At 46.5% G+C, this 21,938-nt stretch carries 20 protein-coding genes; 10 read left to right on the top strand and 10 right to left on the bottom strand.

Going from position 1 to position 21,938, the window contains the following annotated elements; translation table 11 throughout:
* Positions 1 to 49 precede the first annotated feature (49 nt).
* The 5 genes from lptG to C8R34_RS02215 form a co-directional block, all read right to left on the bottom strand.
* Positions 50 to 1,111: an LPS export ABC transporter permease LptG gene (gene lptG / locus C8R34_RS02235; RefSeq protein ID WP_110337388.1), complete on the bottom strand. Its 1,062-nt coding sequence runs from the start codon at positions 1,109 to 1,111 to the stop codon at positions 50 to 52.
* Positions 1,108 to 2,187 carry an LPS export ABC transporter permease LptF gene (gene lptF / locus C8R34_RS02230; protein WP_110337386.1) on the bottom strand — a complete coding sequence of 360 codons (1,080 nt, stop codon included), beginning with the start codon at positions 2,185 to 2,187 and terminating at the stop codon, positions 1,108 to 1,110. The genes lptG and lptF overlap by 4 nt, the downstream gene beginning before the upstream one ends.
* Positions 2,184 to 2,996: a nucleotidyltransferase family protein gene (locus C8R34_RS02225; protein ID WP_110337384.1), complete on the bottom strand. Its 813-nt coding sequence runs from the start codon at positions 2,994 to 2,996 to the stop codon at positions 2,184 to 2,186. Before C8R34_RS02225 ends, lptF begins: the two co-directional genes overlap by 4 nt.
* Entirely contained in the window at positions 2,993 to 4,144 is a 1,152-nt protein-coding gene (locus C8R34_RS02220; RefSeq protein ID WP_110337382.1) for an N-acetyltransferase, read from the bottom strand. Before C8R34_RS02220 ends, C8R34_RS02225 begins: the two co-directional genes overlap by 4 nt.
* A 128-nt stretch (positions 4,145 to 4,272) precedes the next feature.
* Entirely contained in the window at positions 4,273 to 4,758 is a 486-nt protein-coding gene (locus C8R34_RS02215) for a hypothetical protein (RefSeq protein WP_110337380.1), read from the bottom strand.
* Between the two features lie 374 nt (positions 4,759 to 5,132).
* On the opposite strand from C8R34_RS02215, the gene C8R34_RS02210 reads away from it, so the two are divergent.
* The 5 genes from C8R34_RS02210 (at position 5,133) to C8R34_RS02190 (ending at position 10,167) form a co-directional block, all read left to right on the top strand.
* The gene (locus tag C8R34_RS02210; RefSeq protein WP_110337378.1) at positions 5,133 to 5,390 is read left to right on the top strand and encodes an exodeoxyribonuclease VII small subunit; all 258 of its coding nucleotides are present in this window, start codon (positions 5,133 to 5,135) and stop codon (positions 5,388 to 5,390) included.
* Positions 5,380 to 6,273, top strand: coding sequence for a polyprenyl synthetase family protein (locus C8R34_RS02205; RefSeq protein WP_110337376.1), 894 nt, complete (start codon positions 5,380 to 5,382; stop codon positions 6,271 to 6,273). Before C8R34_RS02210 ends, C8R34_RS02205 begins: the two co-directional genes overlap by 11 nt.
* A gap of 34 nt (positions 6,274 to 6,307) precedes the next feature.
* Positions 6,308 to 8,152, top strand: coding sequence for a 1-deoxy-D-xylulose-5-phosphate synthase (gene dxs, locus C8R34_RS02200; RefSeq protein WP_110337374.1), 1,845 nt, complete (start codon positions 6,308 to 6,310; stop codon positions 8,150 to 8,152).
* A 67-nt stretch (positions 8,153 to 8,219) separates the two neighbouring features.
* Positions 8,220 to 9,026: a GTP cyclohydrolase FolE2 gene (gene folE2 / locus C8R34_RS02195; RefSeq protein ID WP_110337372.1), complete on the top strand. Its 807-nt coding sequence runs from the start codon at positions 8,220 to 8,222 to the stop codon at positions 9,024 to 9,026.
* A gap of 55 nt (positions 9,027 to 9,081) precedes the next feature.
* Entirely contained in the window at positions 9,082 to 10,167 is a 1,086-nt protein-coding gene (locus C8R34_RS02190; RefSeq protein ID WP_110337370.1) for an ADP-ribosylglycohydrolase family protein, read from the top strand.
* Between the two features lie 37 nt (positions 10,168 to 10,204).
* Here the strand turns inward: C8R34_RS02190 and C8R34_RS02185 are convergent, their stop codons facing one another.
* The 3 genes from C8R34_RS02185 to C8R34_RS02175 form a co-directional block, all read right to left on the bottom strand.
* Positions 10,205 to 11,275, bottom strand: a complete 1,071-nt coding sequence (locus C8R34_RS02185; protein WP_258364314.1) for an acetylserotonin O-methyltransferase — start codon at positions 11,273 to 11,275, stop codon at positions 10,205 to 10,207.
* A gap of 67 nt (positions 11,276 to 11,342) precedes the next feature.
* Positions 11,343 to 11,864 carry an SRPBCC family protein gene (locus C8R34_RS02180; protein WP_110337368.1) on the bottom strand — a complete coding sequence of 174 codons (522 nt, stop codon included), beginning with the start codon at positions 11,862 to 11,864 and terminating at the stop codon, positions 11,343 to 11,345.
* A gap of 150 nt (positions 11,865 to 12,014) precedes the next feature.
* Entirely contained in the window at positions 12,015 to 12,959 is a 945-nt protein-coding gene (locus tag C8R34_RS02175; RefSeq protein ID WP_110337366.1) for a S49 family peptidase, read from the bottom strand.
* 632 nt (positions 12,960 to 13,591) lie between these two features.
* Here C8R34_RS02175 and C8R34_RS02170 point away from each other — a divergent pair.
* The 3 genes from C8R34_RS02170 to C8R34_RS02160 all read left to right on the top strand — a co-directional run bounded on the left by C8R34_RS02170 (position 13,592) and on the right by C8R34_RS02160 (position 15,957).
* Positions 13,592 to 14,788, top strand: a complete 1,197-nt coding sequence (locus C8R34_RS02170) for a porin (protein ID WP_110337364.1) — start codon at positions 13,592 to 13,594, stop codon at positions 14,786 to 14,788.
* A 148-nt stretch (positions 14,789 to 14,936) separates the two neighbouring features.
* Positions 14,937 to 15,383 (top strand): hypothetical protein, encoded by a 447-nt coding sequence (locus C8R34_RS02165; RefSeq protein WP_110337362.1) that lies wholly within the window; start codon positions 14,937 to 14,939, stop codon positions 15,381 to 15,383.
* A 7-nt stretch (positions 15,384 to 15,390) separates the two neighbouring features.
* Entirely contained in the window at positions 15,391 to 15,957 is a 567-nt protein-coding gene (locus C8R34_RS02160) for a DUF2806 domain-containing protein (RefSeq protein WP_110337360.1), read from the top strand.
* On the opposite strand, the gene C8R34_RS02155 is transcribed toward C8R34_RS02160, so the two are convergent.
* Together C8R34_RS02155 and uvrA are read right to left on the bottom strand one after the other, a co-directional pair.
* Positions 15,947 to 17,218 (bottom strand): glycerate kinase, encoded by a 1,272-nt coding sequence (locus tag C8R34_RS02155; protein ID WP_110337358.1) that lies wholly within the window; start codon positions 17,216 to 17,218, stop codon positions 15,947 to 15,949. The genes C8R34_RS02160 and C8R34_RS02155 overlap by 11 nt on opposite strands.
* Positions 17,215 to 20,034: an excinuclease ABC subunit UvrA gene (uvrA, locus tag C8R34_RS02150; RefSeq protein ID WP_110337356.1), complete on the bottom strand. Its 2,820-nt coding sequence runs from the start codon at positions 20,032 to 20,034 to the stop codon at positions 17,215 to 17,217. Before uvrA ends, C8R34_RS02155 begins: the two co-directional genes overlap by 4 nt.
* 93 nt (positions 20,035 to 20,127) lie before the next feature.
* Here uvrA and C8R34_RS02145 point away from each other — a divergent pair, with 93 nt between their 5' ends.
* Together C8R34_RS02145 and ssb are read left to right on the top strand one after the other, a co-directional pair.
* Positions 20,128 to 21,486 carry an MFS transporter gene (locus C8R34_RS02145; protein WP_110337484.1) on the top strand — a complete coding sequence of 453 codons (1,359 nt, stop codon included), beginning with the start codon at positions 20,128 to 20,130 and terminating at the stop codon, positions 21,484 to 21,486.
* Positions 21,487 to 21,936: a single-stranded DNA-binding protein gene (ssb, locus tag C8R34_RS02140; protein WP_110337354.1), complete on the top strand. Its 450-nt coding sequence runs from the start codon at positions 21,487 to 21,489 to the stop codon at positions 21,934 to 21,936.
* Positions 21,937 to 21,938: the final 2 nt, after the last annotated feature.

Below are 21,938 nucleotides of genomic sequence, written 5' to 3'. Positions count from 1 at the left end.
CAAGACTGCGCAATTATATAGGCATTGATACTACACTAACCCATTCGTGTTAAAAAGTTCTGCGTAACCATAAAGTTGCTAGAATGATCATGGCAAAACCCGGTACCAGTGCGATGAATGCGGGGTTTAAACGCAATATCAAACCCGTATTCGCAATAATTTGATCCAGCAGGTAAACAGCAATGCCGATCAACGCAGCAAACACCAGTTTATTGCTCAAACCGGTGCGAATCGATCCAAATACAAATGGAATCGATAATAGCAGCATTGCAATCGTCATCAGTGCACTACCTACTTTACGCCATAACGCCAATGCATACGAATCCATATCCTGCCCGGTGCTGCGCAAGAATTCCACATGCCTTACCAATTCAAGCGGTGACAGGCTCTCGGGTAGTTTGGTGAGGGTTAGAATATCATCCGGATTCAGAAACGACGACCAGTTTAAGAAAGCGTGACGGGTCGCTGAAATTTCGCCGTCTTTAAATGTTCTGACGGTTACATTGTTTAATTCCCACCTATCGTCATCCTTGATGTCTGCATATTGGGCCAGGGTGTGCGTGAGTAAAAAACCTTCTTGATCCAGTTGCAGGATTTCAATATCGGCCGCTTGTTTGGCGTGCATCATCTGGCCGATGCGCAGAATACTGCGCTCATTGCGCGTCCAGATTCCTAGATTCCTGCCTAATTCGGCACTGAGCTGCAATGCGACAGCCCGATTGGCAATCGCTTTTTGCTGCAACTGAGGCGCAACAAATTGCTCTAGGATGGCGACCCCCAGCAGCAGCAGCATACCAACGCCTAAAGGTGCGAGACTGATACGCAGAGGTGAAATTCCGGCAACCCGTAAAGCGATCAATTCCGAATGAACCGCTAGTTTCCCAAGCGCAACTACTGTACCTAGTAAAGCAACGAAAGGCGCGATCTGGATAAATCTGCGCGGCAATAACATGACTGTGTATAGAAATGCATCTGTGACGCGGTAGGTGCCCTTTCCAACATCCTCCAATTGATCCAATAAATCAAAGAAACTGAATAACGGTAACAAAACCGCTGTGGCAATCATGAAACCGATCGCCACCTGATAAGCAATATAGCGATAAATAATCATGATGGACGCGGGAATCGTCTGCGTTTTGATATCAATGCATAGATACCCAGTACGACAAACATCAGCAGATATAACCACCAAACGCCAGGCATGCTGCCCACAACACCCTGTTCAACCCAAGTTTTAGCCAACCCAGTCAAATTATAATAGGCAGCGAAAATAAGTGCTGCGATCAGATACGTTCGATCGGTTTTATCATGCCGCGGTGTGGTGCGAATAAACGTCACCGCGATTAAAGCCAGCAGAATGGTAGCAAGCGGGCGGGAAATGCGCCATTGCAATTCCGCAATATCACGCGGTTGATCGGATTCCCACAGCGTTCTCGTGGCGGCCGCCTTACGCCGGTAATTCAGAACAAAGTCATTATCAATAAAATAAATCATGTTTTCAAACTGAATGACTTCATCAATGCTTGCTGCATTGGTTAATTGATATATCACACCCTCGGATAATTGAATATGCGGCCTCAGTTCTTCCGCCGTTGGCTGAATCTGACGAGCTTGTCTGGCAATGACAATTTCACTGCTGTCCGGCTTCTTGATATAGTGAAAAATATTCTGCATTCCCTGATCGACATCACTTTTGCTGCGCACATAGACAACCCTGCCGGTCTTTTCACTACCATAAAAACGCCCAGCCTGAAAACGGTTGGTATTTAATTCCGCTTCAGCCTGCGCGTCCAATATGTAACTTTCCGCATAAGCCCAAGGCCGCACATACGATGACAACATGCCGCTGGCGATACCAACCGGTATGGCTACCGTCAGCACGGTAAGGACAATGCGCGTACCACTGACGCCGACAGAACGGATTACATTCAATTCTTGATCTTTGTTGAGTCTGCCCAGACCAATAATGACAGAAATATAAAGTGCAATAGGAATGAGTACTTCCAGTGCAATCAGCGTTTTTAGAAATACCAGTTTGAGCAGTGCGGCGATGCCCAGTGTTTCTGTGACCGCACCCGCCAAAAGCCGGGCGCTGCTAAAGCTGGCAAATAATCCGATCAAAATCAGGATGACCACCATGAAGGGCAGCGATATTTCACGCGCGATGTACCGCTCAATTAATTTCATATATCGGTTTTGAGTATCGACTCAGCAAGCACTAAATCTTCTACTTTATCAACATCTACACCGGCTCGTGGATCATCAAGCACGACGGCCTGTATGTTTACCCCTGATTTCTCCGATACGGCGGCTAATGCTTGTTGCAGTGTAAGCAGCCCAAACAAATAAGACAGCACCATTTTGAATCCAAGCACTTGTCCGATCAAGCGCCAGGGACGTTTGCGCAAATCTTCAGCTTGCTGCCAGAATCCGACCAGCGCCCTTCCATGAGGATTGAACATGAACAAATTACAGCCGCAGAATCCGCCGTCGCGCAACCGTATGACGGTGCGCCTGGAGCCAGGAAATGCGGCGGCGATCGTTTGTTGCCTGATCGCACCGACAGCGGCGTCGCACTGCGTTGCCAGGGAGCTTTGTAAAAAATTGCGCACGATGTCGGGTGTGAGCAGGGCATGGTCGGCGGTGGTCAATAATACCGGCGTCTCGCTCGGCACATGACTCAAGCCGCTTTCAGCGCTACGGCTAGGCGAGTCCAGATTCGGCAACCAGGTCACTTGTCCAGATGCGATGCGGTGTTCTAGTTCCGGACAATGTGGAAGCAAAGATTCGGAAGGGCCGCAGAGCGTAATCGAGGTGATCAAATCGCAAGCTGCCAGCGCATCTACAACGCGGATAACCATCGGAACGCCGCCAACGGGTGCAAAAGCCTTGCAGGCTGCGCCGGTGTGTTGCGTGATGGGATCTTTACTGGTGCGGTCAGCGGCCAGTACCAGTGCGGCGAAACGCTGCGATGCCGGATAAGATTCAGCGTTCACAATGTTTTTCCATAAATACGATAACGTTTGTATTGCTCACTGCCAATGCTGTCGAGAATGTTGCGCATAGCAACGTTATCTTCCAATATCCATGACATTTCGACCTCCTGGATGCCACGCGCGATTCCCGCTTGCCGTGGCGCATCAATTACCAGGCAAGCCAATGCCAATCCCAATGGCGTATTGTGAAATTGTTTACGAACGCCCATCAGCGGTATGCGACCTGTGCGGATCTGATGATTTCTGACTCTGTTGACCAGTTTTAGCCAGCCAAGCGGAAACAGGCTGCCGTTTAATTCAGTTAAAATTTCATTAAGATTAGGCAATCCCACCATGAATGCCGAGGGCTTGCCATCGACTTCGGCGACTTGAATGAATTCATCGGGCAACAACAAGCGCAGACTGCTGCCCAGTTCGGCAAATTCTTCACGCGTGAAAGGAATGAATCCCCAATTTTCAGACCAGGCATCATTAAAAATATCCCGCAACATTTCCATTTCCGCATCGAATTGATCGCGATTCAGTGTACGTAATTTTATTTTTGGAGAAAATCGATTGATCATTATCTGCATGACACGCGGTACTTCAAAATCGACTCTGACTTTATAAGCCAGCAAATCTTTTACCGGCTGATATCCTTGTTCTTCCAACAAGCGTCCATACCAGCGCGGTGAATGGGGCATCATGATAACCGGTGGCGTGTCGAATCCATCGACCAGAATACCGCACTCCTGATTGATCGAGAGATTGAATGGCCCGCTGACACGGCGGATTTCCCGGGATGCCAGCCATGCTTCTGCGTTCAGCATCAGCGCGCCACATACTTCTGCGTCGTCGATGCATTCGAACAGGCCAAAATGACCGCTGTCTGTACCATAGCGTTCTTGATGCAAGGAATCGATCTGCGCACTGATGCGTCCAACCGCTTGACCATTTTGAAAGGCTACCCAGGCTTGCCATTCGCCATGCTTAAAAAAAGGATTGAAACGCGAGAAGTGGAAACGCCGCTCCAAGCGTAAAGGCGGCACCCACAGCGGATCATTGGCATAAACATGCCAAGGTACGTCAATGAATTTTCCCATATCACGATAAGACATGACCGGACGCACCGTTACTTTGGAATTGCCCGGTTTATCGTGTTTATTCATGGCAGATAAGTACTATCGTTTGAGTGATCATCGGAACAAGGATAACTGATCCGTTCGCTAAATAACTTAAAGCAGAAATTGCAGCCAGTTCACTGCATCAATTAAGTATGATAAAAAAATAAAGTTTTTTATAAGTTAGTATGTTTTAGCAAATCCGATACTAATCGATGAAAAGTTTCTTTGGGATCCGGTTCCTTATTTGTGGATTGCTTGGTAGCCGCAACATGATCAGATGCTGGAGGTTGTTCAGCAACGGCGCACTTCTCATCAGTGATATTCCGACAGAAATCACAAAAATTATTCCAATCCGTGTTGTAACTCAGCAGGCGATCCTGTGGAATGAATACGCGCAAAACCTCAAAGTTTTGCTGCATTTCGGGTAGACGAGAGCACAGGTAAGTATTGATATTTCTGGGCCAGCCTTTATGGACCGGGTACAGAAGCTCCAATTCTGTTTCAATGGTGTAGCGGAAATTATCAATTGCATTGGCGCGGCGTTTGCGATTAAGAATTTCAACAAATACAGCCACCAGCCCCAAAAAGCCAAACAAAACAAATGGCCATAACGGTACAGTTTCAAAATATCCGGTGATTTGATTAATATTTTCGTCCAAGGTCGTCTCAATCCAATTTTAAGTATATTGAAAAAACAAACTCAAGTAATTAGTTCAATGTTTACTTGATTCTATTAATGTTTGTGCAGCGTATTATCTTGCCATAGTAAAATCTATGTATCAATATTGTTATTTTGCACTGTTTAGCAGCTTACCAACTAAAAATTATGCTGATATGCAACTATATTTCTGTGAAAAATTAATAACTGCGCATACCTGTTGATTCACGTGGTTTTTCAGATATTGATGCGGAACCTGTAAGGAGAATAATAACGCGTATTACTAAATTTGAATTGACCTAATAGTGCTTATTGCGTTATTTTTACCTGTTTTGTAATGGCCGAGAAGCACTTAATTTATTTAATTTTGTATGTATGGCATCCAAGTCTTCCAAAAATACTGTGACCTCTCAGCCAGAAAGTTTTGAAGCGGCATCGGCTGAGTTGGAAAAAATAGTGTCAGCCATGGAAACAGGACAAATGTCATTGGAAGCCTCCCTTTCAGCCTATCAGCGCGGAGTTGAATTATTGCAATATTGTCAGAATACACTGCAAGGTGCGCAGCAACAGGTAAAAATACTTGAAGCAAATATGTTAAAAAATTTTACAAGACCTGACAGTGATGAGCGCTGACTTTCAAAGCTGGGCCAGTAACTGTCAAGCCAGTATCGAAACGTTTCTTGAGTCCCGATTACCCGTTACTGATTGCGTTCCTGTACGATTACATAAGGCAATGCGTTATGCTGTCTTAGGAGGCGGAAAGCGGGTGCGGCCTTTATTGTCTTTTGCGGCGGGAGAACTCGCACACGCGGATGTCGAACGTGTAACGGTGGTTGCTGCGGCGACAGAACTTATTCATGCGTATTCTCTGGTACATGATGATCTGCCTTGTATGGATGATGATACCCTGCGGCGTGGTAAACCTACTTGCCATATCGAATTTGATGAGGCCACTGCATTGTTGACGGGCGATAGTTTGCAAACGCTCGCGTTTGAATTACTGGCGGAAAAACGCCTGGCCGACACGCCCGAGACGCAATTAGCGATGATCACACAATTGGCGCTGGCTTCCGGTTCGCGTGGTATGGCAGGGGGGCAGGCATTTGATCTGGATAGCGTTGGCAAGACGCTAAGTCTGCCGGAGCTGGAGTTCATGCATATCCATAAAACGGGTGCGTTGATTCGTGCCGCCGTGATGCTGGGAGCCCGCTGCAGCAGCCGCTTGAATGACGATCAGCTGGCCAAATTGGATCATTTCGCCAAATGTGTCGGCCTGGCATTTCAGGTGGTTGACGATCTGTTGGACGCTGAAGCAACAACGGCTACATTGGGCAAAACCGCCGGTAAAGATGCTGAAAATAATAAACCCACGTATGTCAGTATTCTCGGTATTAGCCAAGCGCGTGAATTAGCGGAAAAATTACAGCATGATGCCGATCAGGCTTTAGATGGTTTTGGTGAAGCTGCATCCAGGTTGCGTCAAGTAACCGATTTTATAATTAAACGTAAGTTTTAGCATTTTCCTCATTATTTTTATTTTCAGGTTTTGAATGTATCCACTGTTAGATATCATTAATTCACCATCTCAGTTACGTGAACTGGATCAAAAGAAATTACCGCAGTTTGCCAAGGAACTACGTAGCTTCTTGATTGAATCGGTCGCAAAAACCGGTGGGCATCTGTCTTCCAATCTGGGTACTGTCGAATTGACCGTTGCGCTGCACTACGTTTTTAATACACCGTATGATCAACTGGTGTGGGATGTCGGTCATCAGACTTATGCGCACAAGATTCTGACAGGCCGGAGAGATGGCATGAGCACGCTGCGCATGCAAGGCGGCATAGCCGGATTTCCACGCCGCGATGAAAGTGAATACGATGCATTCGGCACCGCGCATTCCAGTACCTCCATCAGCGCCGCGTTGGGTATGGCGGTCGCGGCGCGATTAAATAAAACGGATCGGCGTGCAGTGGCGATTATCGGCGACGGTGCCATGAGTGCAGGCATGGCATTTGAAGCACTGAACAATGCTGGTGTGATGGATGCCAATTTGCTGGTCATCCTGAATGACAACGACATGTCGATATCTCGGCCGGTCGGAGCACTCAACAACTATTTAGCCAAGTTGATGTCCGGACGATTCTATGCCACGGCGCGCCGTGCCGGTGAGAAAGTGCTCGGTGTCGTGCCGCCCATGCTGGAATTGGCTAAGCGCGCGGAAGAACATGTCAAAGGCATGGTGACACCCGGTACGTTATTTGAAGAATTCGGGTTTAATTACATCGGCCCGATTGATGGCCATGATCTGGATGTTTTGGTTACCACGCTGAACAACATCAAGCTGCTAGAGGGCCCACAGTTTCTGCATGTGGTTACCCGTAAAGGTGCTGGGTACAAGGTGGCGGAAGAAGATCCCATTCTATATCACGGTGTTGGCAAGTTTGATCCGAAAAAAGGAATCGTTGCCAAATCAGCCGGAAAGCCCGCCTACACACAAATATTTGGCGATTGGCTGTGTGACATGGCGGCACAAGACTCCCGTTTGATCGGCGTTACTCCGGCAATGCGCGAGGGATCCGGGTTGGTGCGTTTCTCACAGGAATACCCTGAGCGTTATTTCGATGTGGGCATCGCCGAGCAACATGCGGTGACATTCGCAGCAGGTGCGGCATGTGACGGCCTAAAACCGGTCGTGGCGATTTACTCAACCTTTCTGCAACGCGCTTATGATCAATTGATTCATGATGTCGCCATCCAGAATCTACCGGTGGTATTTGCCATCGACCGGGCCGGCTTGGTGGGCGCGGATGGTCCAACGCACGCGGGTAGTTTTGATCTGTCTTACTTGCGTTGCATTCCAAACATGACTGTCATGGCACCATCCGATGAAAATGAGTGCAGGCAGATGTTATATACCGCCTTTAAACTGGACACGCCATCAGCGGTACGTTATCCACGGGGAACTGGAACCGGTGTACAGGTTCAAAAGGAAATGCAGGCATTGCCGATCGGCCGGGGCGAAATCCGGCGGCAGGGAAAAAAGATTGCTTTCCTGGCATTTGGCAGCATGCTGACACCGTGTCTGGAAGCAGCAGAAGAACTGAATGCAACAGTGGCCAATATGCGCTTTATCAAACCGTTAGACGATGATCTGGTAGCATCTCTGGCTGCCGGCCATGATCTGCTGGTTACCGTGGAAGAAAATACCGTGATGGGTGGAGCTGGTAGCGCTGTAACAGAATCCCTCAACAGCCAGAGAATTGGCACCCAAGTGTTACAATTAGGATTACCGGACATTTTTATCGACCAAGGTGATCCAGCGCAGATGCTTGTAGATTGCGGATTGGACAAAAATGGACTTATTAAATCAGTGCGATCAATATTGCCTGAGTAGTTTTCTGAGAGTCGGTCATGTGTGATCGGATTGCTGCTAGGCATGCCTCGTTGCACAGGAGATAAACATGAATAAACAGATAGACTTACCGATTGCTGATGTACAAAATTCACCCGATACTCGGCGTATTGCAATCGACCGGGTTGGCATTAAGGCCATACGTCATCCTGTGGTTGTAGCGGATAAGGATGGTGGAATACAGCATACCATTGCAATTTTCAATATGTATGTGAATTTGCCGCATAATTTCAAGGGCACACATATGTCTCGCTTCGTCGAGATACTCAATGGTCATGAACGGGAAATTTCTGTTGAGTCATTCCAGGTAATTTTGCAGGAAATGATCGAAAAACTGGAAACGGATTCAGGTCATATTGAGATGACTTTTCCTTATTTCATCAATAAATCCGCACCTGTTTCACAAGTAAGAAGCCTATTGGACTATGAAGTGACATTCATTGGTGAAGTTAAAAACAATGAATATCTCTTTACCATGAAGGTCGTTGTTCCGGTCACGAGTTTGTGTCCATGTTCCAAGAAAATATCCAATTACGGCGCACATAATCAACGTTCGCATGTGACCATTTCCGTACGTACCAACAGTTTTGTATGGATCGAAGACGTTATCAGGATTGCCGAAAATAATGCGTCGTGTGAGCTGTATGGCTTACTGAAACGGCCGGACGAGAAATATGTGACTGAGAAGGCTTACGATAATCCCAAGTTTGTGGAAGATATCGTCAGAGATATTGCGGAAGTGCTGAATCACGATGTGCGTATTGATGCCTATGTGGTCGAGTCGGAGAATTTTGAATCGATTCATAATCATTCAGCGTATGCGTTGATTGAGAACGATAAGAAACGCCGCCAATAATTACATAACTCCTGAATAGTCGTCTTAGTCAATAGCCTGTTAGGGAGGTGACATCATGCCGGACACGATAATTCAACAGCGCGCTACTGGTGCCATCATGGGCGCGTTTATCGGCGATGCATTGGCGCTCGGCCCTCATTGGTATTACGATCTCGCCGAACTCAGACATGACTATGGCGAGTGGATTACTACTTATACCGATCCCAAGCCTGGCCGTTATCATAGCGGACGCAAAGCAGGCCAGCTCTCTCAAGCAGGCATTATCCTCACACTCATGCTGCGTTCCTTGGTTGAGCAAGGCGAATACAATGAAGCGGATTTTTGCCGCCGCATGGATAAAGACCTTTTCCCGTTTCTCGATGGCACGCCGATGGGTGGACCAGGCGGTTACACCAGTCAGTCAATTCGAGAAGCATGGCGGCGGCGTGTGGAGCAGAAATTACCGTGGGGACAAACCGGTGGCCATGCGGATGACACGGAAGCAATTGAGCGCACGCTGGCACTTGCTGTTCGCTACGCATTTCGACCTACCGAGTTGGCCACCACAGTCGCAAGCAATACCCGCCTGACCCAGATTGATGATACCGTGATTTCGATGACCGTAGCTTACGCTGCGGTGCTGGGTATGTTGGTACGAGGACATGCACTGGATAAAACGCTATCCGGAAAACTGATGGAATTGGTAAAAACCGGAAAACTGCCCTTCCATGCCGTCACCTTTGCCGATTTGCAACCGCCCCGCCCGGGTGATCCCGATCCGCCGCGTGTTGGACGATTCGCGTCACCAGATGCCTTGCTCACGCCATCATATATGGCTGAGGCCGCGGCAGATCCGGATATACGCATAGACCCGGCGTGGAAGGTATCGATTGTTTACGGCATGCCCTGCGCGATTTATCACCAACTCCCTGCCGCCTATTATCTCGCTGCCCGCTTCCGAGATGATTTTGAATCTGCCGTACTGCATGCAGTCAACGGTGGCGGACAGAATCAGGCGCGCGCCATTCTCACCGGCGCACTTGTCGGTGCTCAAGTAGGTTTTCCCGGTATTCCACAAAGATTTCTTGATGGACTCGATGATAGTGACACCCTCAAGGGTCTTGCCATGGATCTTGCTACCCAGATAGACAACCCCAATTAATATCCAACAACTCTATGCCGGTAAAATGAAGCAAGGACTAGGGTTTGCGACCAGTTACGATGCTGTAGTAACCAAAGGCTTTATGAATTTGGATATCCTCAAATCCTATTTCCTGTAACATTGTTGATAACTCCAGACCAGAATATTGCCTGCCTTCGGTCCAGCCCATCATCATCATACTGAATGCTGCGGAGGAAAAAGGGCCTGTTTTCTGATCATCATAGAGCATTTCATGAATCACGATGCGTCCGCCGGATTCAAGGCTATTAAAACTCTTCGCAGTCAGAAAATGACATTTTTCCGGTTCCCAGTCGTGATAGATGTTTGAGAAAAAATGCAGATCGGCTGAAGGCCAATGATCATTCCAAATATTGGTTTCATGTGTTTTGATTCGCTCCTGCAAACCATACTGATTAATATATTCCTGAGCGACCTCGCATACCGGAAGAAAATCCAGAAATATTACTTGCAGGTTGGGCAACTTGATGGCTGCACCAATCGAGTGCGCAGCAGAACCTCCCGCAACATCAAGCATCACCCGATGCCGGGAAAAATCCAAGACCTCGGGCCAAACGAATGCTGATGTGATACTGGTGCTGTGCATTCCACGCGTAAAGCGATGCAGCAACTCGACCTGCTCTTCGTGCGTCTTAAAAATATCACCGCCACCATAAGCTTGTGGAGAATCTGTCAGCACCGCTTTTTCCAGGCTTGCGAAGGAAGACACTTGATAGTTGTCGATCATCAGATCCCAGAAAAATCCGAAGTAGTTAGGGCTTTTTTCCAGCAAATATTCCTCTGACACCGCAGTCAAAGAATAGCGTCCTTCCTGCAACGATAAAAAACCCAGTGCAGTCGCCGCTGTCAAAATTGCTTCTGCCGGACGTTGTTTGATATTGAGTGCGTTGCAAATATCTATTAATGTGCGTGGGCCCTCCGCCAGCAAAGAGAAGACTTTTAGCCGATGCGCCAGCAGCAATGCCGGATAACCATACACCGCAAAAACCACGTCCCACACCGGACGATCATCGACCCGGGGCGTCTGAATGTTGGAAAAAGCATCGTGTGCCATCAATCCTCCTTTACCTTTAATTGGCTTATCCAGCATACCAATCGTAAGTATTTATTATTTAATTTATTGATAGATACTCAGGTTGCTCGCCGCGCCGCATGATTCACAGCAATTCTTGATTGGCGGAAGCTTTCATGGACTTTTCCATTTCCACCAAACGCTTGATATTCTGGACCGTTCGCTCAGCGCCGTCCTTGATGGTAGCACGGACTAGCCCCTCAAAAGGTCGCATAACCGCCAGAATTTCAAGCAGCTCAAAAGAAAATGTCAGTTTGGTTGAATGTTCGGGATTGATTGCTTGTAATTCATAGGTACAACGAAAAGGATCGGAAATCCCGACCAGCGTTAAGCGCACGCCAGGCTCATACATCGAAATTTTAAATTTCGATTCGGAACGGCGCCCCTGGTCGATACGCACTTGCCGTCCTTCAGTTCCTAACTTTACCGGGCCGGGAGTGATCTGTTCAAGTTCTTTAACTTCTGGCGACCATTTGGAATAATTTTCGAACAGACCATCTCCAAGATACCGAAAAATTTCATCGGCCGGACACGCCACGACAGCGTGCGCTCTACCGATGACCGGCTCGTTGGAGCCTAAATTAAGCATGGAACCTAAATTGAACATATCGCTTGACCCTCTCTGACCGACCGATGCCCAGAATCAGTGTATTGATTGGCAATTAGCTTTAACGTTAAACGAATAAACAATCGATTTCAAGCACTATGTCAATCTGGCATATGCTGCTTGCAGCGGAAAACTTTTTTAGGATCTGATTTATCTAAGAAACCACTCACCATTAGTCAGAATATTCAGTGCAACTTGGCCAAATCGTTTCGCAAATAAGTCTGCAAAACCTTCATGAGGTGTGAAGTCAACCAACACTTCTGCGTTAATTACTTCACGCGCAACATATTCCGCACTACCTAGCGCATCAGCAAGCCCTAAATCAATACTTTTTTGCCCCGTCCATATGATGCCGCTGAATATATCCGGTGCATCTTTTAAACGCTCGCCCCTGCCTTGTCGCACTACGTGGATAAATTGCTCGTGGATTTCTTTTAACATTACTGTCGCGTGGTTCTTTTGAACCGGATCCATCGGTGTAAAAGGATCGAGAAATCCTTTATTCTCACCGGATGTTAGTAAACGCCTCTCAACACCTAATTTTTCCAAAGTGCCGGCAAAACCGAAACCGTCCATCAAAACACCGATTGAACCCACCAAGCTTGCTTTATCTACAAAGATTTTATCTGCAGCGGCAGCCACATAATAACCGCCTGAGGCGCAAATATCGCCAATCACTGCATAAAGCGGTATCTCAGGATATTTATCCCGCAGTCTCTTTATTTCATCATAAATATAACCCGCTTGCACCGGGCTTCCACCGGGGCTATTAATTCGTAATATAACTCCCTGAGTATTCTTATCCTTAAACGCAGATTGCAGACTGGCATTGATTTTGTCAGCACTACTGGCACTATCCGCAGTTATGACTCCTCGCAAGTCGACGATCGCAGTATGCTTATCAGTGATTCGTATTTTTCCAGTATCGATCCACCCGAATGCAGCAAATAGCAACGCAAAAATATAGATAAAGAATAATAACTTAAAAAATATCCCCCAATTACGCGCGCGGCGCTGCTCGCGCAAGGACGCCAAAACAATATTTTCTAATAAAACTTTTTCCCAACCTTCATCCTTCACTTTCGGCTCATCCATTTACACATACTCACAAATCAAAATTAGAATTGTTGCAGTCTAAACTAATAAGCTGAATTATCACAATCTCATCAGAAAGTGAAGTGGTCATAAATTTCACGTGCTCGGAATAAATTTGCTCCGCGCGCTCTGCACCCCTATCCCCGTGGCAGAACCACGGGGAATCACAAGTTAAATCTTCTTCAGTCTGGTCAATCAATATCGCCGCTTAATTACGCGGTGATTGTCAACACAATGATCAAATACATCTGGCAATACAATCAGATAATATCTATTGTATTGGGCTTCTGAGCAGAAAATCGCAGTTCAATTAGAAACAATGCAGGTCTGCTAGGCTCAAGATCGGAATTATCTTGAATGAGATGATTAATACATTGCATGTAATTGATAACTAAATAAATAACGAAATCTTATAGCCAGAAAAGCAACAACCATGTTGTCTATTTACAACACAGTTGTTATTTAATTTACAAAATTTGCTTGTTTTCCTTGCGATACATTTCCGTGTTGGGCACAATCCAATCAAACCTTCCAACATGGTGGGTCCGAACAACGGGGTACATTCCACCGGAGTGTAGCAAGGTAAAAATATGACGCCCCCAGTCGCTTTAACATTAAAGGAGAACTTCCGTATGAAGAAGAAACTTATTTCGCTGGCAGTAGCCGGTGCACTTGCAGTCCCAATGGTTGCATCAGCACAAGGAACCAATGTGACACTTTTCGGTAGTGTTCAAGCTGAGTATGCTACAGTTAACAAGGATGGTCAAAGTAGTCAAGCCCTTATCGGTGATGATACCGGTCGTTCAAGATGGGGCGCACATGTCACCGAAAACTTGGGCGGTGGACTAAAAGCAAAAGCACATGTTGAATATGGTTTCAATACAGGTAGTGGTGCTTTAGGAGTCGCACGGGAACGTTGGGTTGCATTAGCTAACGATAGCTGGGGTGAAGTAAAGTTTGGCCGTGTTCAATCACCATTTAAAGATTTTGCGGGTGGTATGACTATTGATCCATTTGCATACACGACTCTGCAAGCTTCTGGTAGCGGTGGCACCATGACTGCTTCAGCCAATGGCTTAGGTTCAGGTGCTCAAACCTTTGTAAATAGCGCCGCTCGCTATGATTCACCAAAAGTTGAAGGCTTCAGCTTTGCAGGTATCATTATGCCTGGCGATTCCAATAGATTGGATCCAGCAAACGTTATCAGTCCATCAGGCTCTTTCCAAGGAAGCAACTCTAATTCGGGTGGTGAAGATGGTGAATGGGACTTCCAAGTCGCAGGTAAATATGAAGCGCAAGTAGCGGGACATAACATGGGCGTATTTGGTGGATACTCTCGCGACAACATCAGTACCCGTCAAAGAACTAATCTTGGTTTGAACAACAATGAACACGTTTGGCGTGGTGGTGCAATGTGGAGTTTCCAAAACTTCAAGCTCAGTGGTCAATACGAAAGAGTCAGCAATGCGGTTGGCGCAGCAACCTGTAGCAATGCTGCTGCATTAGGTAATCCCGGAACAGGCTTAGGCGATACTCGTGGACAATGTAATTCAGCAATGAATTTGGGCGGTGACGGTCATCTGTGGTTTGCGGGTGGTCAGTATGATTGGGGCAATACTAGTGTAATCGCTCAGGGTGGTATGACAGATGCTAATGCAACCGCTTTAGCAGCAAAGCGTGAAGTAAGTAGCTTCACAGTTGGCTTGATACATAACCTCAGCAGACGTTCGAGCCTTTTTGGTGGTTACCAACGTGCCATGGTTGATGATAGAAATTCGTTGTTCAGAGATAGCAATACCTACTCAGTGGGTATGCGTCACAATTTCTAATCAGCAAAGTTGACTTAATAAAAAAGGCACCAGTAGGTGCCTTTTTTATTTTTAGAAAGAAATATAGTAAATCCGATTAGTCTTTTTCCTGCTGTAAATTTATACTTCAGGAAATTATTGAAAAACTTTTAGCGGAGATTATGTAATTATGAGTATGAAAAAATGGACAGATGAAGAACTGATTACGACGCGTGACAGCCTGGAAACATGGAGTAGCCGAAATAATAATACAGGATCCGGCTCGAAATTATGGTTGTTCACAGCATTCTTAGGAGCATTTGCCATTTCAACCGGCGTAGCATTTTTCTTTCTTGATGGCATTGATGTCATGAATGTCCTATTAATAATTATGGGTACAGTCACATGTGCATCTTGGTATAAAAGTGAAAAACAGCGGAAGGATAATATTGCATTTCTTGCTGAAATCAATAAAGAGATTAAATCTCGCAAAGTAAAAGATACGCCGAAACACAAAGATAAAGCCGATGCACCAGTAGAAACGGTTAAAGAAGATGCTCAGAGAGATGCACCCGCAACAGAATCCCAACCTACCGAAAAGACACTTGAGAAAGTGGAAGAAAAATCCGGGAATTAGTTCAGGTATGAAAATAAGTAATTTATTGGCAATATTTGTACAATTCATTACGCCCAGAGCATTCCGCGCGGAAAGTAGCTTGCCGAGCGGTAACATAAATTTTACGTCGGACTTGAACCAAAATGACCGGCAACTTTTTGATACCTTGTGTCAATTCTTATGGATTCAAGGCGATCCGCTGCCACTGATCTTTGACGTGACAAATGTGGTGTATACAAAAGAAGGGATTACATCAGCAACATTAAAACGTCTTGACGCAATTGGTTTAATTATTTTCGATACCAATGGTTTTGTTAAGAAAGGATTTGGTAAGCATACACGGCTATTTTATTGCGGTAAGCCGACAAAAATAGGCTTTCAGAATGATGCAAACAATTCTCTGGATTTAGGGCATGTTGTGCTTACAGAGCGTGGCAAAGCACTGGCTCTGGCTTATCAAACACCGAGAAATCAGGAGTTTTATGAGTATGTCATCAAAAAATGGTTTCACCAGGGATTGATTTTATCATCCATACAAATTGATCGGAATCCGCGAACCGATTTCGTTGATTGCGCGTGTTCGATTAAAGAATAAGAATAGCGCGATAATCATTGACATTGGTATAGGTCGGTCCAGTCACCACTAGATCATTCAAGTGCCGGAAAAATGTATAAGCATCATTGTTGGTTAAAAATGCGGCAGCATTCAATCCAAGCGCCTTGGCACGAATGAATGAATCGGGTGTCAAAAGTGCTCCGGCACTATTCTCTGTGCCGTCTATCCCATCGGTATCACATGCAAGCGCATAAATCTTCTCCAGACCGTCAAGCTCAATCAGCAGTGACAATAAAAACTCTGAATTACGACCTCCACGTCCATTGCCCCGGATAGTGACTGTCGTTTCACCACCCGATAACAACACAATGGGTGCCCTTAACAATTGCGGGTGTAAGCGGATTTCTTTGGCAAGCGCTGCATAGCCTTTGGCAATTTCCCGGGATTCCCCGGTTACTGTGTCGCCGAGTATCAAGGTGGCAATGTTGAGACTCTGGAAATAGTCCGCCGCTGCCATCAGTGATTGATGAGCATTGGCAATAATTCTGTTTTCAACACGGGTAAAGACGGAAGCGCCGGGTTTGGGTGTTTCATCGACCGCGCGTTCCACTCCTGTCAATAAAACCTGCCTGACTGCTGGCGTCACATCCAAATGGTAGCGATCAAGTACGGTCAGCGCATCAGAAAAGCTGGTCGGATCGGGCGCACAAGGTCCAGAGGCAATATGGGTTGCTGCATCTCCGGTCACATCGGAAATAATTAACGCCATTATGGGAGCCTTGCAAGCTGCAGCCAGTCTACCTCCCTGGATAGCCGATAAGTGTTTGCGGACGGTGTTGATTTCCTGAATACTGGCACCACACCGTAACAGTTGCCGTGTAACTTCTTTAAGTTCCCGTAATGAAACACCATCGATTGGCAGGGAAAGCAAGCTGGACCCTCCGCCACTGAACACGCACAGCAATAAATCTTCAGGTCCTAACGCTTTGACGGCAGCTAAAATTTCTCTCGATGCTTGTTCTCCATTCTCGTCAGGAATGGGGTGTCCGGCTTCGATTATTCTAATTTTATGCGTAGGGAGCGCATGCCCATAGCGAGTGACAACGAAGCCATTCAGCTGCGCATTGGCAGGCCAGGAATTCTCAATCGCCAGCGCCATAGCTGCAGATGCTTTGCCAGCACCGACAACGAACGTGCGGCCTCTCGGAGGATCGGGCAGATGTTGCGGTACGATATGCAGTGGATCTGCTGCTTTAACTGCAACTGAGAAACTTTCCAGCAAACAGTTGCGTGGATTCATTTTGTGAGCATGGGCCGCAGATAATAACCGGTGAAACTGTTGTTATTATCTGCGATCGTTTCAGGCGCGCCTTCTGCGATGATACAACCGCCGCCGTCGCCGCCTTCCGGTCCCAAATCAATAATCCAATCGGCAGTTTTGATGACATCCAGATTATGCTCAATCACTACCACGGTATTACCATGATCCCGCAGTCTGTGTAACACTTTCAGCAGTAGATCAATATCCTGAAAATGCAGACCCGTGGTGGGTTCATCCAGAATATACAGCGTGCGCCCCGTGTCACGCTTGGAAAGCTCCAGCGATAACTTTACCCGCTGCGCTTCACCGCCGGAAAGCGTCGTAGCAGATTGTCCCAACGTAATATAGCCAAGCCCTACTTCCAAAAGTGTTTGCAATTTACGTGCAACGGCCGGTACTGCACTGAAGAATTCAAGTGCATTTTCCACAGTCATCTGCAGCACTTCATTGATATTCTTGCCTTTATATTGAATCTCCAGAGTTTCACGATTATAACGCCGGCCATGGCATACATCGCAGGTAACATAGATATCCGGTAGAAAATGCATTTCCACCTTAATCACGCCATCGCCCTGACACGCTTCGCATCGCCCGCCTTTGACATTGAAGGAAAACCGACCAGGCGCATAACCGCGTTCGCGCGCTTGCGGTACACCGGCAAATAATTCCCGAATGGGTGTAAATAGCCCGGTGTAAGTTGCAGGATTGGAACGCGGTGTGCGTCCGATAGGACTTTGGTCCATATTGATGACTTTATCGAAAAAAGCCAGACCTTCAATGTGTTGATAGGGTGCGGGTTCGGCATTGCTAGCATAAAGGTGTCGAGCTACTGCGCGATGCAGTGTTTCATTGATGAGCGTCGACTTGCCGGATCCAGAAACGCCTGTTACGCACACAAATAAACCCACCGGGAGGTTCAGCGTAACGTTTTTGAGATTATTACCGGACGCACCATCAATTCGCAGTATGCGATCTTTTATAGGCTCATGACGTTGCTCCGGTATTTTGATCGATAATTTCCCCGATAAATATTTGCCGGTCAGAGAATCGTTATTTCCCTGAATAGCGTGCGGATCACCTTGAGCAACAACAAAACCACCGTGCTCTCCAGCGCCAGGTCCCATATCCACCACATAATCCGCAATTTGTATGGCATCTTGATCATGTTCGACCACAATGACGCTATTGCCGAGATCGCGCAGATTTTTAAGCGTATCCAGCAGGCGACCATTATCACGTTGATGCAAGCCAATGGAAGGTTCATCCAGAACGTACATGACACCGGTCAAGCCTGAACCGATTTGACTGGCAAGGCGGATACGTTGGGATTCACCGCCAGACAGCGTATCCGCCGAACGGTCCAGCGATAAGTAATCCAATCCGACATTGTTGAGAAATTGCAAACGACTGGAAATTTCCTTGATAATCCGCTCGGCAATCGATTGCTTATGGCCAGATAATTCGATTTGGTCAAAAAATAGTTTGGCCGTTTTCAATGGGAATGCGCTAATTTCAAAAATCGCCCGTCCGGCAACATGCACATGACGCGCAGCCTGGCATAAACGCGTACCCTGGCATTCCGGGCAGGTTTGTGCATTGAGATATTTTGCCAACTCTTCACGTACAGTCTGTGACTCTGTTTCCTTATAACGTCTTGTCAGATTGGGAATGATTCCTTCAAAAGCATGTGTCTCCTGGTGCTTTTTCCCCCCTTCCGTTAAATAGGAAAAATGTATTTTTTCTTTGCCAGAACCATGCAGAACGATGTTCTGAATAGAGTCATCCAGATTCTCAAATGACGTTTCCAAGTCAAAATCATAATGTTTAGAAAGGCTTGTTAATAATTGGAAGTAAAATTGATTGCGTCTATCCCAATTTTTTACCGCTCCTGCGGCCAGTGACAGATGTGGAAAAGCGACTACTCGCGCTGGATCGAAAAAGGTAATTTGTCCCAAGCCATCACACTTTTGGCAGGCACCCAATGGATTATTGAATGAAAATAATCTGGGTTCTAGTTCGGACAACGAATAACTACATATGGGACAACTGAATTTGGCGGAAAAAAGGTGTTCCTGGCCAGTATCCATTTCAACTGCTAGCGCACGTCCATCGGAATGGCGCAATGCTACCTCGAATGATTCGGCAAGCCGTTGCTTGGCATCTGGAGCAACCTTCAAGCGATCAATGACAACCTCAATCGTATGTTTCTTGGTTTTCTGCAACTTGGGCATTGCATCAATTTCATACACTTCCCCATCAATGCGCAAGCGGATAAAACCTTGCGCGCGTAGTTCATCAAATAACTCAACCTGCTCGCCTTTGCGTTCCACGATCAACGGTGAAAGAATCATCAATCGCGTGTCGAGTGGAAGTTGCAGCACATGATCGACCATTTGCGAAACGCTTTGTGCGGTCAGGATAATATTGTGTTCGGGGCAGTGCGGATCACCAACCCGGGCAAATAGCAAACGCAGATAATCATGAATTTCAGTCACCGTGCCCACAGTCGAACGCGGGTTATGCGAGGTTGCTTTTTGTTCGATGGCAATTGCAGGTGAAAGCCCTTCAATCAGATCCACATCGGGTTTTTCCATGAGTTGAAGAAACTGTCTCGCATAAGCTGAAAGTGATTCCACATAGCGACGCTGACCTTCCGCATAGAGTGTATCAAATGCCAGTGAGGATTTGCCCGATCCTGATAGCCCGGTAATGACAACGAGCTTGTTACGCGGCAGATCGAGCTGGATGTTTTTCAGATTGTGGGTGCGCGCCCCGCGTATTTTTATGGATTCCATGAACTATCTATGTATGAGTCAACCTGCTAATATACCCAACTTTCTGGAAATATCACAACCTGATTCATGCCTGTACCAACTTCATCTGAAAAAATGTCTCCCGTGGAACTGCGCGCGACCATCGGTCTGGCAAGCGTTTATGGCTTGCGAATGTTTGGATTATTTATCATTTTGCCGGTATTTGCTTTTTATGCCGAGGACTTGCCCGGTGGAAACAATTACACGCTGGTCGGCATTGCCCTAGGTGCATATGGCTTGACACAAGCCATTTTACAAATTCCTTTCGGTTGGTTGTCTGATCGTATCGGACGTAAGCCTGTCATTTATTTGGGTTTGATTTTGTTTGCGATCGGTAGTCTGATTGCTGCTGTCGCAACCGATATTTACTGGGTAATATTGGGGCGCATCGTTCAAGGTGCCGGCGCAATCTCGGCTGCTGTGATGGCACTCGCAGCGGATCTCACGCGCGAAGAGCATCGCACCAAGGCCATGGCAACCATCGGTATGACGATTGGCACTGTTTTCGCCATTTCTTTAATTGCCGCTCCAGTTTTGAATCAATGGATTGGCGTGCCAGGAATCTTTGCTATGACAGGCGTATTAGCGTTGCTAGCAATGCTTGTAGTCAAGAAAATCATCCCTGATCCGCAAATCAGCCGTTTTCATTCAGATACGGAAGCATCGCCTGCAAGTTTTGGCAGCGTATTACGCGATACACAGTTGTTGCGTTTAAATTACGGTATTTTTGCTTTACACGCCACGTTGATGGCGTTATGGCTGGTTGTGCCACTCACTTTGCGCCAAGCAGGGATGGCAGCCGACGATCACTGGCAGATTTATTTACCGGTTCTGTTGTTGTCGATTGTATTAATTATTCCGGCAATTATTTACGCCGAGAAAAAAGCAAAGTTAAAATTTGTATTTATTTCAGCTATCGCTATGTTGTTGATAGGACAGATATTGTTAGCAATTAACTTTGATTCAATTTGGGGTACAGCTTTTGCGTTACTGGTTTTTTTCACGGCATTCAATTTGCTGGAAGCCAGCCTGCCATCCCTGATTTCGAAGATTGCACCGGTTGGTGCAAAGGGAACGGCGATTGGTGTCTACAGCAGCACGCAGTTTCTGGGCGCTTTTGCAGGAGCGGCAGCGGGTGGTTATTTATTTGGAGTATATGGAAGCTACGCGTTATACACATTTTGCGGATCCTTACTGATCGTATGGTTGATACTTGCGGTCACTATGAAAGCTCCCGCTGCCGTGCGTTCCAAGATGTATCATGTGCAAGAAATGGATTCGGATAAATCCAGAGAGCTATCACGTCAGCTTGCGGCAATATCAGGTGTATATGAAGCCTTGGTGCTGGCTAACGAAGGTGTCGCCTATCTGAAAGTTGACATGAAAGGTTTTGATGAAGAAAAAGTGATTAAATTGCTTGGGGAGGAAACATAAATGGCATCAGTCAATAAAGTCATACTCATTGGTAACTTGGGAAAAGACCCGGAAACCCGCTACATGTCAAATGGTGACGCAGTAACCAATATCACATTGGCGACGACAGATACCTGGAAAGACAAGAATGGTGAAAAGCAGGAAAAGACTGAATGGCATCGTGTGACTTTTTATCGAAAACTCGCAGAAATTGCGGGAGAATACTTAAAGAAAGGCCGCTCTGTTTATATTGAGGGCAGACTGGAAACCAGAAAATGGACGGATAAAAACGGTGTGGAGCGTTATACAACAGATATTATTGCAAGCGATATGAAAATGCTGGGCAGTCGATCAGGAAGCGGCAGTTTTGAATCTCCTGATCATGAAGAAGACAATTCTGCTCCTAATCGATCTTCTTCAGCCAGGGGTGCAAGTGGATTTGATGATATGGATGATGATATCCCGTTCTAAGC

Origin of the sequence: Nitrosomonas sp. Nm84 (genome assembly GCF_003201565.1) — a bacterium.
Lineage (GTDB): Bacteria > Pseudomonadota > Gammaproteobacteria > Burkholderiales > Nitrosomonadaceae > Nitrosomonas.
The sequence above is the reverse complement of the archived record's forward strand: the minus strand, read 5'-3'. Positions and strand labels throughout refer to the sequence as shown.

Bases quoted from the DNA above. Each gene is read 5' to 3' on its own strand.
- lptG (WP_110337388.1), bottom strand. From the start codon at position 1,111: ATGATTATTTATCGCTATATTGCTTATCAGGTGGCGATCGGTTTCATG.
- lptF (WP_110337386.1), bottom strand. From the start codon at position 2,187: ATGAAATTAATTGAGCGGTACATCGCGCGTGAAATATCGCTGCCCTTC.
- C8R34_RS02220 (WP_110337382.1), bottom strand. From the start codon at position 4,144: ATGAATAAACACGATAAACCGGGCAATTCCAAAGTAACGGTGCGTCCG.
- C8R34_RS02210 (WP_110337378.1), top strand. From the start codon at position 5,133: ATGGCATCCAAGTCTTCCAAAAATACTGTGACCTCTCAGCCAGAAAGT.
- C8R34_RS02205 (WP_110337376.1), top strand. From the start codon at position 5,380: ATGAGCGCTGACTTTCAAAGCTGGGCCAGTAACTGTCAAGCCAGTATC.
- dxs (WP_110337374.1), top strand. From the start codon at position 6,308: ATGTATCCACTGTTAGATATCATTAATTCACCATCTCAGTTACGTGAA.
- folE2 (WP_110337372.1), top strand. From the start codon at position 8,220: ATGAATAAACAGATAGACTTACCGATTGCTGATGTACAAAATTCACCC.
- C8R34_RS02190 (WP_110337370.1), top strand. From the start codon at position 9,082: ATGCCGGACACGATAATTCAACAGCGCGCTACTGGTGCCATCATGGGC.
- C8R34_RS02185 (WP_258364314.1), bottom strand. From the start codon at position 11,275: ATGCTGGATAAGCCAATTAAAGGTAAAGGAGGATTGATGGCACACGAT.
- C8R34_RS02180 (WP_110337368.1), bottom strand. From the start codon at position 11,864: ATGTTCAATTTAGGTTCCATGCTTAATTTAGGCTCCAACGAGCCGGTC.
- C8R34_RS02175 (WP_110337366.1), bottom strand. From the start codon at position 12,959: ATGGATGAGCCGAAAGTGAAGGATGAAGGTTGGGAAAAAGTTTTATTA.
- C8R34_RS02170 (WP_110337364.1), top strand. From the start codon at position 13,592: ATGAAGAAGAAACTTATTTCGCTGGCAGTAGCCGGTGCACTTGCAGTC.
- C8R34_RS02165 (WP_110337362.1), top strand. From the start codon at position 14,937: ATGAGTATGAAAAAATGGACAGATGAAGAACTGATTACGACGCGTGAC.
- C8R34_RS02160 (WP_110337360.1), top strand. From the start codon at position 15,391: ATGAAAATAAGTAATTTATTGGCAATATTTGTACAATTCATTACGCCC.
- C8R34_RS02155 (WP_110337358.1), bottom strand. From the start codon at position 17,218: ATGAATCCACGCAACTGTTTGCTGGAAAGTTTCTCAGTTGCAGTTAAA.
- uvrA (WP_110337356.1), bottom strand. From the start codon at position 20,034: ATGGAATCCATAAAAATACGCGGGGCGCGCACCCACAATCTGAAAAAC.
- C8R34_RS02145 (WP_110337484.1), top strand. From the start codon at position 20,128: ATGTCTCCCGTGGAACTGCGCGCGACCATCGGTCTGGCAAGCGTTTAT.
- ssb (WP_110337354.1), top strand. From the start codon at position 21,487: ATGGCATCAGTCAATAAAGTCATACTCATTGGTAACTTGGGAAAAGAC.